Source organism: Daejeonella sp. (genome assembly GCF_017495225.1).
Lineage (GTDB): Bacteria > Bacteroidota > Bacteroidia > Sphingobacteriales > Sphingobacteriaceae > Daejeonella.
In genome coordinates this window covers 22,676-35,898 of sequence record NZ_JAFEIG010000026.1, presented here as the reverse complement: position 1 = coordinate 35,898, position 13,223 = coordinate 22,676, and the positions used below count along the sequence as shown (strand labels likewise).

Below are 13,223 nucleotides of genomic sequence, written 5' to 3'. Positions count from 1 at the left end.
GAACCTAAAAACAAGATTTAGAAATTATTATTAATAATCATTCTAAATAATTTGATTTTTTCAAATTCTCGTCGTATCATTGCGGACTATTTAAAATTAGTCTAAATAAAATGATACGAATATCTACGGTACTTTTAACCAGTTTACTTATAAGCGTTAGTCTTTTTGGTCAAGACAAAAAATCTACTGAAGCCCCTAAACTTTCAGACAGCACCATCATTGAGATGCCACAGATCATGATAATTGGTAAACGCGATGGTTTAATCAGTAAAACTCCAGGTTCAGCAATCATTTTAGGTTCACGAGACATCAAGCAATTTGCTCCACTTACATCCAATGAGCTACTTCGTAAAGTGACAGGAATTAATGTGGTGGATGAAGAAGGTGCGGGACTTAGATTAAATATTAGTATTCGCGGATTAGACCCTGACAGAAGTCGCAATATACTTATGCTTGAAGATGGTGTTCCCATTGCATTAGGCCCATATGGCGAACCTGAGATGTATTTTACTCCCTCGATCGATAAAATGTCGGGAATAGAAATATTAAAAGGCAGCGGACAAATTCTGTTCGGTCCGCAAACCATAGGCGGTGTAGTAAACTTTTTCACAGCAGACCCTCCATCATCCGAAGCAACTAGAATTAAATTATCAGGCGCAAAAGACGGTTATTTTTCAGGCTTTGCATCTTATGGAAATACCATTGGAAAAACCGGATTTTTAGTTTCTTACCTTCATAAGAGAGCCGATGAACTTGGAATGACGAATTTCAGACTTAACGACCTATCAGCGAAAATAAAAATCGAACTCAATGAAAAATCAAATCTTGGAATCAAATTAGGATTTTATGATGAGCAATCAAATTCAACATACATCGGTTTAACCCAAACCATGTTCGATCAAGGTGAGCAAGACTTTGTGAGAATGGCGGGCTTTGATAATTTACCCATCAAGCGACTTTCTGCAAGCACTACCCACCAATTCCAATTCAATGAAAATATAAGTCTCAAAACTACTGCATACGCCTATACAACAAGCCGCAACTGGCAAAGACAGGATTTTTCATTCAATTCATCCGCTTCCAATAAAACAGGTGTTATTTGGGGAAATTCTAGCATAGCAAATGGCGCTGTTTACATGCTCAACTCTACGGGAAACCGTAACCGCCAATTTGAAGTCGCGGGTATTGAACCCCGCCTAAGCATCAATCATAATTTCCTCAATATTAAAAATGAGCTGGAAACAGGGATTCGCTATCTCTACGAAAAAGCAGATGAACAATTTGTAGTGGGCTCAAATGCTAATACTTCCGATGGACTTTTACGAGATAAAGAAGTTAGAACAGGAAACTCATTCAGTGCTTATGCACAAAACACCTTCAATATCACAAAAAAACTATCCCTAAATGCAGGTTTACGCTTAGAAAACTTTGATTATGAGCGTCAAATTTTACGTGGAAGATATCGCATCAATAATGTAAATAATGTGATTAGAGATACGAATATTGTTTCGAGCGACAATACTTTTGCGCTTATTCCGGGTGCTGGATTTAACTATGCAATAAACGATGAAATAAATTTATTTGCGGGCGTGCATAAAGGTTTTGCCCCTCCACGCATCAAAGACGCCATTACTGCCGAAGGTGTGCCATACAATTTAGATGCTGAACTAAGCACCAATTATGAGCTTGGTACACGTATAGCTATCGGCAATGTGCTTAGTGCCGAGTTTACGGCCTTCATTCTTGATTTTCAAAATCAAATCATTCCCGTGTCTAACTCCTCCGGAAATTTAAATGCAACTGGAGTTATCAATGGCGGACAAACCATGCATAAGGGTATAGAAGCAGGATTTAAGTTTGATTTTGGCAAAATTATTGGCTCTAGAAGTTCTTACACTTTAGAATCAAGCTTCACTCTCCAAAACTCAATTTACAGCAGTGATCGATTTATTGCGACAGGTGGGAAGGCCGTGAATGTTAAAAACAATACCCTACCCTACTCAGCCAATGTGATGATATGGAATGCTGTGGGAATGAACCTTTTGAATGGCTTTGGCTTCAGGCTCTCTGGAAATTATATCGGCGAGCAGTTCACAGACGAATTAAACACTGTTGGAGCTTCTGCAAATGGTAGAACAGGGCAATTAAAAAGCAGATATATTATTGATGCAAATGCTTTTTATCGCATCCCAAAGACCAATGCGAGCTTAAACCTTGCTGTAAAAAACCTGAGCAATGAACGATACATAAGCACAAGAAGACCTGAGGGAATTCGAGTGGGCTTACCTAGATTAGTGACTGCGGGATTTGAAATTAGTTTTTAATCCGATCAAAATCGACTATAAACCCGTTTCGAAATTTCGGAACGGGTTTTTTATTTTCAAATAATTATCAGCTACAAGATAATATTCCGATTTTAGTCCCAGAAAATATTAACAATGAAAAGAACTACAGAACAAGATTCAAATTACACAGACTTAGATAAAATGTCGGTAGCCGAGCTTCTAGCAGGCATAAACAATGAAGATAAATCGGTTCCATTAGCTGTTGAAAAGGTTATTCCAGCCATTGAGAGCTTAGTAAATGTAATTGTAGAAAAGATTAGTAATGGGGGTCGCCTATTTTATATTGGTGCAGGCACTAGCGGCCGTCTTGGAATTTTGGATGCTTCTGAATGCCCTCCAACCTATGGTGTTCCATTTGATATGGTGGTAGGTATCATCGCTGGTGGCGATAAGGCCATCCGTAAAGCAGTGGAGAATGCAGAAGACAATGCAGAACAAGCATGGAAAGACCTTCAAGAATTTAATATTTCTGATAAAGATGTGCTCGTTGGAATTGCGGCTTCAGGAACTACGCCCTACGTAATTGGCGGATTAAAAAAGGCGAATGAAAATGGATTAGAAACGGGTTGTATTGTTTGTAATGCTGGTAGTCCCGTAGCTGAAGCCTCAAAACACCCTATTGAAGTGGTTGTAGGCCCCGAATTTGTAACAGGATCAACACGCATGAAATCAGGAACTGCCCAAAAGTTAGTCCTAAATATGATTAGTACAACAACTATGATCCGTTTAGGCAAGGTAAAAGGCAATAAAATGGTTGATATGCAGTTAAGCAATATAAAATTAGTTGGCCGCGCAGTTAACATGATCATGCAGGCTACTAATCTGGATGAAAAAACCGCACAATCGCTTCTAGATCAATATGGTAGCGTGCGTAAGGCGGTAGAAAATGCGCCAACAAAATAATCTGATAAGGTTTAAATGCACGAAATAGAACCATATTACCGCTGGAGAGACGATTACATCGCTTCTGAAGATCCACTTTCGCCATTTTATGATACAAAATATAGCGAATTTGAATTTGATAAGCAAATCTATAACTACCTGATACATCCCCAATGGGATTTCTTCGGCTCTCAAACATTATATTTAAAAGTATTGTTTGCCGATTATGAAACTGGTTTTGCCATTATTGAATTTATAGGCGAGTGGAATGATGCCCTACACAATGATATAATGACCCTCAAACGTGAAATAATCGAGCTAATGGTTGATGAGGGCATCAATAAATTCATCCTCATCGGAGAAAATGTACTCAACTATCACTCATCAGACGATTGTTACTATGAAGAGTGGTTTCAAGATGTGGAAGATGGCTGGATTGCCGGAATAAACTTTAGGGAACATGTAATTAGTGAGTTTAAACGGAATAATATCGATTATTACCTCAACTTTGGCGGCAATTTAGATGATATGGCCTGGCGAAATCTTAAGCCTAGCCAGTTGTATAAAAATGTTGAGATGGAATTAACCAAAAGACTGAATTAGTGATTTTCAGCAATTGCAGAATGTTTTTAATTAATCCCAAAACATTAAATAATTATCTCCCACATAAAATATTATTCATTTTTAGTAAATTCGATAAAAATTAAAAAGATGTCACAGAAAGAAACCGTTTATCAATACAATCAAGAACCAATTGTTCAGCGTGAAGGTGGAATTACTTCAAGAAATTTCCTTCCCAATGTATTTTTATGGATGTTTATTGCACTTGCACTCTCTGCAGGCTTTGCATGGCAATTCTCTAGCGATCAGGGGCTTTTAAGTATGCTCATTGATTTACAAACTGGAGGAAGAACAACTTTAGGAACTATCGCCATGTTTGCTCCATTAGCATTTGTTATGGTGATGTCATTCGGTATGAACAGATTATCCTTCCCTGTTCTAGCCCTCATTTTTGTTTTATACTCTGCCGCAACAGGAATTAGTTTGAGCTATATTTTATTAGTTTATACCTCATCTTCTGTTTTAGGATGTTTTATTTCAGCATCCTTATTATTCGCAGTAATGGCCATTGCCGGATACAGAACACAAACAGATTTAACCAAATTTGGTTCAATTTTAATGATGGCTCTTGTAGGAATTGTGATTGCAAGCATCGTTAATTTCTTCTTAGGAAGCAGTCAACTAGATTATATCATCAGCTTCATTGGTGTAGCCCTCTTCGTGGGATTAACTGCCTATGATATGCAAAGATTAAAGCGTATCGCTGCCGGAATTGAGTATGGCGATGCATCCGCAAATAAAATGGTAATTATGGGTGCATTGACCCTCTACCTAGATTTTATCAACCTATTTTTAATGCTTCTTCGTCTATTTGGCGGAAGAAAATAACATTATTCAGGGCTATATTTTGTTGTGATAGGATAGGTAATCACATTCCAAAATATAGCCCTTTTTTATTTGCCCCAAATTAATCTAAATGTCATAAATGGCATTTCTCCTTACAAATTTGCTTTTCAGCGAATTATCTTGCACTTTTGCACTGCTTATTCAGAAAGACGGAGGGATTAGACCCTACGAAGTCTTAGCAACCTGTGCTTACAAGGTGCTACATTCTATCTCGCATGTTCGGGAAAAGATAAGTTAAAGTCATTGATTACCGACTTTTTGATTAAAGCCCTTTAGATTTGAAAATTTGATTTGAATAAAGAAAGGTGATTATGCATATCTATATGCCTATATCACTATTCTCATATCTCAAATCTCATCTCTCACATCTAAATGCTTATATCTTAAATAGAATAATGAGTATTAGAGAAGAATTAAAGAAGAGAATATTAGTGATTGATGGCGCGATGGGCACCATGATTCAGCGCTACCAATTAACGGAAGAGGATTTTAGAGGCGAACGCTTTAAAGATCATCCATGTGATGTAAGAGGCAATAATGACCTTTTAAATATTACCCGTCCAGATATTATCAAAGCAATACATGCCGAATATTTGGAGGCTGGTGCCGACATTATCGAGACCAATACTTTCAGTACCCAGCGTATTTCTATGGCTGATTATCAAATGGAAGATCTCTCTTATGAGATGAGCTTTGAAGGTGCTCGTATTGCCAAAGAAATAGCACAAGAATATACGCTTAAAAACCCAAATAAACCTCGTTTTGTGGCCGGTGCCTTAGGTCCAACTACAAAAATGGCATCTATGTCGCCAGATGTAAACGACCCAGGATACCGTGCCGTAACATTCGATGAGCTTGTTGAAGCCTATTACGAACAAGTAAAAGGTCTGGTTGAAGGTGGTGCAGATATGCTCCTATTTGAAACAATCACCGATACATTGATTACTAAGGCAGCCCTTTTCGCAGCAAAAAATTACGAAAATGAAAGCGGCAGAAAGATCGAAATCATGATTTCGGGGACGATTACTGATGCGAGTGGCAGGACTTTATCCGGTCAAACCGTTGAAGCTTTTTTAAATTCTTTGAGCCATGCCAATCTATTGAGCATCGGTTTGAACTGTGCTTTAGGTGCAAAAGATATGCGCCCCCACATTGAAGAACTTTCTCAAAAAGCAGGCTGTTTTATCTCCGCATACCCAAATGCAGGTTTACCGAATGAATTTGGTGCTTACGATGAACTTCCACATGAAACGGCACACCTTGTGGAAGATTTTATGGCCAGTGGATTTGTGAATATTGTGGGTGGATGCTGTGGTACAACCCCAGAACATATCAAGTGTATTGCTGAGAAAGCCGCCAAATTTACACCCCGTGTACCTTCCGTTCCGGAGCCATTTATGCGTCTGAGTGGATTGGAACCAGTTACTTTGACTCCTGAGACAAATTTTGTGAATGTTGGGGAGCGGACAAACATCACGGGATCTCCAAAATTTTCAAAGCTTATTTTAAGTGGGAATTATGATGAAGCCTTATCTGTAGCTCGTCAGCAAGTAGAGGGTGGAGCACAAATAATTGATGTAAATATGGATGAAGGCATGCTTGATTCGGAAGCAGCCATGGTCAAATTCCTTAATCTAATTGCTTCAGAACCAGATATTTCTAAGTTGCCAATCATGGTCGACTCCTCCAAATGGTCGGTTATTGAAGCAGGTTTAAAATGCCTACAAGGTAAAGGTATTGTCAATTCTATTTCGCTCAAAGAAGGCGAAGAGGCCTTTATAAAATATGCCTCTAAAATTCGTCAGTATGGTGCTGCCGTAGTGGTTATGGCATTTGATGAATCAGGACAAGCAGACTCGCTCGAAAGACGTATTGAAATTTGCAAAAGATCCTACGATATTTTGGTGAATGAGGTTAATTTTCCAGCTCAAGACATCATCTTCGACCCGAATATTCTAACCGTTGCAACGGGATTAGAGGAGCATAATAATTATGCGGTAGATTTTATTGAAGCTACACGCTGGATTAAGCAAAATCTTCCTTTAGCAAAAGTTAGTGGAGGGGTTAGTAATATTTCCTTCTCATTTAGAGGCAATAATACCGTGCGTGAGGCGATGCATTCGGCATTTTTATACCATGCTATTAAAGCTGGCCTCGACATGGGAATTGTGAATGCAGGGATGCTAGAGGTCTATGAGGAAATTCCAAAAGATCTACTTGAATTGGTGGAGGATGTTTTACTAAATCGCAGACCTGATGCAACAGAGCGCTTAGTTGAATTTGCCGAAACCATCAAAACGAAGGGTAAAGTAATCGTTAAAGATGAAGAATGGCGTAAAGAAAGTGTTGAGTCAAGGCTTTCTCATTCATTGATCAAAGGAATCATTGATTATTTGGATGAAGATGTTGAGGAAGCAAGACAGAAATACTCCAAGCCACTAGAAGTGATTGAAGGCCCGCTAATGGACGGAATGGGCATTGTGGGTGACCTGTTCGGTCAAGGCAAGATGTTCCTTCCACAGGTAGTAAAATCGGCTAGGGTGATGAAAAAAGCAGTGGCCTATCTCCTGCCCTTCATTGAAGAAGAAAAAAGAACGAATGCCGATAGCAATCAACGCAAAAATGCTGGAAAAGTATTGCTAGCCACTGTAAAAGGTGATGTGCATGATATCGGTAAAAATATTGTTGGTGTGGTTCTCGCTTGTAATAATTTCGAGGTAATCGACCTGGGTGTGATGGTGCCAGCGCAAAAAATCATTGAAGTTGCTAAGGCAGAGCAGGTGGATATTATCGGACTAAGCGGATTAATCACCCCTTCTTTAGATGAAATGGTGCATTTCGCCAAAGAAATGGAGCGTGAAGGCTTTAGCATTCCCTTGATTCTGGGTGGAGCAACAACCTCTAGAATTCACGCTGCCGTTAAAGTGGCGCCTAATTATTCTGGTCCTGCGGTACACGTACTCGATGCTTCACGCAGCGTAACCGTATGCAGCACCTTAATGAGCGATGAAAACCGTGAAGCATATATCTCTGGCATACGTGAGGAATATGACAAAGCACGTGAATCGCATTTAAGCAAGAAATCCGATAAACAATTTAAAACTATAGAAGAGGCTAGAGCCGCTAAATTCAATATTGATTTTAGCAGTGCAGAAGTTAAAAAACCAGCATTCTTGGGGACAAAAACCTTTGTCGATTTTTCATTGGAAGAATTAGTGCCTTACATCGACTGGACTCCATTTTTCCATACTTGGGAACTCCGTGGAAGCTTCCCGCGCATTTTTGAGGATGAATATGTAGGATTAGAAGCCAAAAAATTATACGATGAAGCTCGCATTTTATTGAACAAAATTATTGCTGATAAATCGCTTCAAGCGAAGGGAGTAATTGGCTTTTGGCCAGCAAATTCTGTCGGTGATGATATTGAACTTTATACTGATGAAAATAGAACTCAGGTATATAAAACGATTCATACCCTTCGTCAGCAATCAGAAAAACCTAAAGATGAAGCCTATTATGCTTTATCCGATTTTGTAGCACCCAAAGAATCTGGCATTGCCGACTATTGGGGTGGATTTGCGGTAACAACGGGTATAGGTTGCGATGAATTGGTTGCTGCCTTTGAAAAGAATTTTGACGATTATAACAGCATCATGGTCAAGGCTTTAGCCGACCGACTAGCAGAAGCTTTTGCGGAGAGAATGCATGAATTAGTCCGTAAAGAATTCTGGGCCTACGCCAATAACGAATCGCTTTCAAATGAAGAGTTAATCAAAGAAAAATATGTTGGTATTCGTCCCGCACCAGGCTACCCTGCATGCCCAGACCATACCGAAAAAGCAACATTATTTGAAATTTTGGATGCAGAAAATACAACTGGAATTCATTTGACGGAGAGTTTTGCGATGTATCCAACAGCAGCTGTTAGTGGTTTTTATTTTGCTCATCCCCAATCCCGTTATTTCGGTTTAGGAAAAATCAATAAAGACCAAGTTATAGATTATGCAAAACGCAAAAATATGCCGTTGGAGGATGTGGAGAGGTGGTTGAGTCCGAATTTGGGGTATTAAAGAGGGGTTGGCAGTTAGCAGTTGTCAGTTAGCAGGCAAGCGACAACAAGAGTTGACAGTTATCCGTTGTCAGTTAGCAGTAAAAGAGAGTTATCAATTGACAGTTAACAGACAAGCGAAAACAAGAGTTGACAGTTATCAGTTATCAGGAAAAGAGAGTTATAAGTTGGCAGGCAAACGAAGAAAGGAGTTGTTATTTAGCGTTGTCAGTTATCAGGGAACTGTCAACCGACAACTGACAACCAACAACTGTCAACTGACAACTGTTAACTGTCAACTGATAACCGACAACTGATAACCGGTATAAATAAATGATTAAAAGGTAAAAATTTTTATAAACTATTTTTTCAAAGTAATTTATCTCGAAATAATTCAAAGAGATGAATGATTCAGAGAAAAGATACACAGAATTAAAAGTATGGCAAGAAGCTAGGAAATTATCGAAAGAAGTTTATTCAATTACAGCAGAGTTTCCTAAAGAAGAACAATATGGTTTAATAAATCAAATGAGAAGATGTGCAATATCAGTACCATCAAATATTGCGGAAGGATGTGGAAGAAATCATTCGAAAGATAGCATTCGATTCTTTCATATCGCAAGAGGATCTCTCTATGAACTAGAAACTCAATTGTATCTTTGCTTTGATTTAAATTATTTAGATGAACCTAAACTTAAAGAATTTCTACTATCGACAGAACTAAGTAGAAAATTATTAAGTGGCTTTATTAAATATTTTCAAAATCTAAAACCAAAGAATATAAAGACAACTGACAAAGATAATTAACAAAGTCAACTGATAACCGACAACTAATAACCGACAACTGATAACTGACAACTAATAACCGACAACTAATAACCGACAACTGATAACCGTCAACTGATAACCGACAACTGTCAACTGACAACTGATAACTGACAAAGATAACCGACAACTGATCAAAAAATGAAAATAACAGAACATATTTCCTCCGCAAAAGGAAAAACACTTTTCTCATTTGAGCTTCTTCCGCCTGTTAAGGGTCAGAGTATTCAAGGAATTTACGATGCTATTGATCCGCTAATGGATTTTAATCCGCCTTTCATTGATGTAACCTACCACAGGGAAGATTATATTTATAAGCAGCATGATAGCGGATTGCTTGAGAAGGTTTCTTATCGTAAACGGCCCGGAACTGTAGCTATTTGTGCCGCAATTATGAATAGGTATAAGGTGGATGCTGTGCCACATCTTATTTGTGGTGGTTTTACAAGAGAAGAGACAGAAAATGCACTCATCGATCTTCAATTTTTAGGTATCGATAATGTATTGGTTTTGCGTGGTGATGCTCGCCATGCAGATTCTGGATTTATTCCTACTCCTGGTGGGCATGCCTACGCTACCGACCTACTGCAGCAGGTGGTAAATATGAATAATGGTGTATATCTTCATGAAGATCACGATACAGCCTATAAAACACAGTTTTGCATCGGTGTGGCCGGATATCCTGAGAAGCATTTTGAAGCTCCAAACTTGAAAACGGACTTCAAATACTTGAAGATGAAGGTGGATATGGGTGCCGAATTTATTGTGACTCAGATGTTTTTCGACAATTCAAAATATGTAGAATTTGTTGATTTATGCCGAAAAAATGGCATCAATGTGCCTATTATTCCGGGATTAAAGCCAATCACCTCTTCGAAGCAGATGATTAGTCTGCCAAAAATATTCCACATTGATCTTCCAGAAGAATTAAGTGAAGCGGTAGCTAAATGTAAATCTGAAAAAGAGGTTAGAGAAGTGGGAATCGAGCACATGATTGCTCAATGTAAAGATCTTATCAAAATTGGCGCTCCTGTTTTACATTTTTATACGATGAGTAATCCGGGCCCGACGAAAAGAATTGCGGAGGCGATATTTTAAAAAATTAGGTTAGACTAAGAATAAATTAGATAAACATTAAGAAATTAAGAAGGATTAAGAAACATCTTTCAATTGGCTCCCTGATAGAAATAAATCTTAATCCTTCTTAATCCCTTAATGGTTCATTTTAAAAAACATTAAGAAATTAAGGTTCATGAAGGACTTGCCTTCTCTGATTTTTTTAAAAACTCATTTCCTAATTAACTCATTTCTAACTACTCTCTACTAAATACTCTGTACTAACTTTCAATCCTCTAGTACGTGTTATCACCGTACCAGCCACCCTAACCGCCGATTTCACTTTTATTAACCCATTCCTTTGCGCCTTTGCATCTCTGCGAGACACACAAATTAAATTCTCGCAAAGACGCAGAACTTTCTTGGTAAAAGCGTTTATAATTTAAAAAAATAGGGACAGGTCGCGACCTGTCCCTATTTAGTGCTCGTCTCGAAAATATCATTAAAAATATCAGACTTTAAAAAATAAATTACTGGTAAAATAGTAAAATCCTTTTTAATCGATGAAAATTTTCAAGACGGTTCTAGTTAAAAAATACCATTGTACCGACTGACAATAATGGTAACTATGATTGTAATCAGCGTTACAATTGCAAATGTTTTGTTAGATGAATTAGTAACATTATTTGCTGAATTGAATTCAAACGTTTTATACCACAAAAAAAGCATTATTAAACCGGCAGGTACTGCAAAATAAATTACATACTCTCTGTTTATCGTGTTTACGATAATTACATTTAAAAAAGCTATCGCAACAAGTAGTTTTTGGGGATTAAATGATTTAGTCATAGTACTCTTAGTTATAATTAGGTGGGTTGATACAATCTTGATAAGCGTAAGTACAATCATTAATCATGGTATTATAATGAACCAGAGCTGCTCCAGCACATAAAGTATAAACGGCAACACCTCCTAGACCCAAAGTCCCAACGCCAACGCCTGCAGCAACGGAACCACATCCAATTATCTCCAATGTGTAAACTGCAAGAGCCGAATATTGACAATTAGATCGTCTACCTGAACAATTAGGTCTACCTGGCTCTATACCCCCCATATCATCAGGAACATGAGCCAAATATTTAAAGTATGGACATTTATATCACTGACGTTATAATTAGTTCGAATTAGAGATGAAATATCATCTTTTAAACTTTCACTCTCCTGCGCACTCAACTTCTGAAAGTCAAATTTATTAATAACTTTATTTTTAAGAGTTTGTTGAAGATCTAAAAAATTTTGATATTCCTCATAATTTTGAAATCCTAAATATTTAAAAAGCGTTTCTTCTTTCAAATCATCTTTTGACTCAGAATTAATAATCTCAGCTGCTAACTCGAGATTAGAAATTTTGTTTAAAAATTCATCATTAAGCTTTACGAGTTTGATAAAATTGGGATCTTTGGATAGATTTTCAAAATTTGCTAATTGTTTAGCTTCGACATCTTCTTTCTTACACGCATAAAACCCCGTAACACTAACCAGTAACAGTAAAATTCCAGCTATTAGCTTTTGAATTGTTTTGAATTGTTCATAAAAAAAATATTTAATTGTTAAATTTATTAATCGAATTTAATTTTTTAATTTAAAAATTAAAAAATATATTTAAAATTAAAAAAAATGCTTTATTAAAATAATTGTTAGGTTAAGATAATATTAAATAAGTAAAACATTAAGAAATTAAGGTTCATGAAGAGCTTACCTTCTCTGAATTTTTTAAAAACTCATTTCTAACTACTCTGTACTAAATACTCTGTACTAAAATCGCTCCTCTGGTCGGTGTTGTCACCGTACCAGCCAATCTATCCATTCCTTTGCGTCTCTGCGAGACACACAAATTAAATTCTCGCAAAGACGCAGAGACGCAGAATATTTATCATGATATATTAAACATTAATTATGAAACATTAAATAATTAAGGTTCATGAAGATAAAGATGGCAATGGTTTTTTATTGAAGAGCGAGGACAGGTCGCGACCTGTCCCTACGTATAAACAATCTATCAAGCCACTTTTGGCTTAACCTCCGCAAAATAGAAAACAATTAAAGCCACAAAAGGCATTAAAGCCATAAAAATGTACCAAAATGTTTTTGTGGATGGTTTTATATCGGTTTGTTTTTTAATAATAGAAAAGCCGAAAGTTAATAATACAATATAGATTATAACCGGAATAATTAGAGGTAAAAGATAGTCCATAATGAATAATTTTAATGCAAGAAAATAATTGAAATTTAGGAATAGCTTAAAATTATCCTAAATATAAAATTGAAATAAAAACACCATCAAAGAAACACTCATAGCAAGCAAAAGCTGTAAATTTTTTCTATTTCTTTCTTCCTTTGATTTTTGATTATTTAAATAAATGCTGATGATTAAGGAATTACAGATTATAATACCCAAAATGACCATTTTAAGAGTGAAACCCAAGTCAAACATTGGTATTGCCATCATGTAAATCACAATTGGCACAAAGGCTAATAAGCTCAAATTTTTAGTGTTCATCATTCCCATTATTTGAATTGAAACAAATTTCTTAATAGTA

General features: G+C 36.9%; 10 protein-coding genes and 1 riboswitch. Of the genes, 7 read left to right on the top strand and 3 right to left on the bottom strand.

Features of this window, described 5'->3' with window-relative positions; translation table 11 throughout:
- Positions 1 to 110 precede the first annotated feature (110 nt).
- The 7 genes from QZ136_RS10875 to metF all read left to right on the top strand — a co-directional run bounded on the left by QZ136_RS10875 (position 111) and on the right by metF (position 10,665).
- The gene (locus QZ136_RS10875; RefSeq protein ID WP_291403408.1) at positions 111 to 2,324 is read left to right on the top strand and encodes a TonB-dependent receptor; all 2,214 of its coding nucleotides are present in this window, start codon (positions 111 to 113) and stop codon (positions 2,322 to 2,324) included.
- A gap of 114 nt (positions 2,325 to 2,438) precedes the next feature.
- A complete protein-coding gene (murQ, locus tag QZ136_RS10870; RefSeq protein ID WP_291403406.1) occupies positions 2,439 to 3,248 on the top strand; it encodes an N-acetylmuramic acid 6-phosphate etherase in 810 nt (269 codons plus the stop codon).
- 15 nt (positions 3,249 to 3,263) lie between these two features.
- Positions 3,264 to 3,830, top strand: a complete 567-nt coding sequence (locus tag QZ136_RS10865; RefSeq protein ID WP_291403404.1) for a hypothetical protein — start codon at positions 3,264 to 3,266, stop codon at positions 3,828 to 3,830.
- Positions 3,831 to 3,938: 108 nt separating this feature from the next.
- Positions 3,939 to 4,676: a Bax inhibitor-1/YccA family protein gene (locus QZ136_RS10860; RefSeq protein ID WP_291403402.1), complete on the top strand. Its 738-nt coding sequence runs from the start codon at positions 3,939 to 3,941 to the stop codon at positions 4,674 to 4,676.
- 152 nt (positions 4,677 to 4,828) lie between these two features.
- Positions 4,829 to 4,930, top strand: a riboswitch (SAM riboswitch).
- 159 nt (positions 4,931 to 5,089) lie between these two features.
- The gene (metH, locus tag QZ136_RS10855) at positions 5,090 to 8,764 is read left to right on the top strand and encodes a methionine synthase (protein ID WP_291403400.1); all 3,675 of its coding nucleotides are present in this window, start codon (positions 5,090 to 5,092) and stop codon (positions 8,762 to 8,764) included.
- Between the two features lie 380 nt (positions 8,765 to 9,144).
- Positions 9,145 to 9,549, top strand: coding sequence for a four helix bundle protein (locus QZ136_RS10850; RefSeq protein WP_291403398.1), 405 nt, complete (start codon positions 9,145 to 9,147; stop codon positions 9,547 to 9,549).
- Between the two features lie 159 nt (positions 9,550 to 9,708).
- Positions 9,709 to 10,665 carry a methylenetetrahydrofolate reductase [NAD(P)H] gene (gene metF / locus QZ136_RS10845; RefSeq protein WP_291403396.1) on the top strand — a complete coding sequence of 319 codons (957 nt, stop codon included), beginning with the start codon at positions 9,709 to 9,711 and terminating at the stop codon, positions 10,663 to 10,665.
- Between the two features lie 211 nt (positions 10,666 to 10,876).
- On the opposite strand, the gene QZ136_RS10840 is transcribed toward metF, so the two are convergent.
- From QZ136_RS10840 to QZ136_RS10830, 3 genes are all read right to left on the bottom strand, one after another.
- Positions 10,877 to 11,011: a hypothetical protein gene (locus QZ136_RS10840; RefSeq protein WP_291403394.1), complete on the bottom strand. Its 135-nt coding sequence runs from the start codon at positions 11,009 to 11,011 to the stop codon at positions 10,877 to 10,879.
- Positions 11,012 to 11,479: 468 nt separating this feature from the next.
- On the bottom strand, positions 11,480 to 11,758 hold the full coding sequence (locus QZ136_RS10835) for a hypothetical protein (protein ID WP_291403392.1): 279 nt from the start codon (positions 11,756 to 11,758) through the stop codon (positions 11,480 to 11,482).
- Positions 11,759 to 12,682: 924 nt separating this feature from the next.
- Positions 12,683 to 12,877 carry a hypothetical protein gene (locus QZ136_RS10830; protein ID WP_291403390.1) on the bottom strand — a complete coding sequence of 65 codons (195 nt, stop codon included), beginning with the start codon at positions 12,875 to 12,877 and terminating at the stop codon, positions 12,683 to 12,685.
- Between the last annotated feature and the right edge of the window lie 346 nt (positions 12,878 to 13,223).

Bases quoted from the DNA above. Each gene is read 5' to 3' on its own strand.
- QZ136_RS10865 (WP_291403404.1), top strand. From the start codon at position 3,264: ATGCACGAAATAGAACCATATTACCGCTGGAGAGACGATTACATCGCT.
- murQ (WP_291403406.1), top strand. From the start codon at position 2,439: ATGAAAAGAACTACAGAACAAGATTCAAATTACACAGACTTAGATAAA.
- QZ136_RS10875 (WP_291403408.1), top strand. From the start codon at position 111: ATGATACGAATATCTACGGTACTTTTAACCAGTTTACTTATAAGCGTT.
- QZ136_RS10830 (WP_291403390.1), bottom strand. From the start codon at position 12,877: ATGGACTATCTTTTACCTCTAATTATTCCGGTTATAATCTATATTGTA.
- QZ136_RS10860 (WP_291403402.1), top strand. From the start codon at position 3,939: ATGTCACAGAAAGAAACCGTTTATCAATACAATCAAGAACCAATTGTT.
- QZ136_RS10850 (WP_291403398.1), top strand. From the start codon at position 9,145: ATGAATGATTCAGAGAAAAGATACACAGAATTAAAAGTATGGCAAGAA.
- metH (WP_291403400.1), top strand. From the start codon at position 5,090: ATGAGTATTAGAGAAGAATTAAAGAAGAGAATATTAGTGATTGATGGC.
- metF (WP_291403396.1), top strand. From the start codon at position 9,709: ATGAAAATAACAGAACATATTTCCTCCGCAAAAGGAAAAACACTTTTC.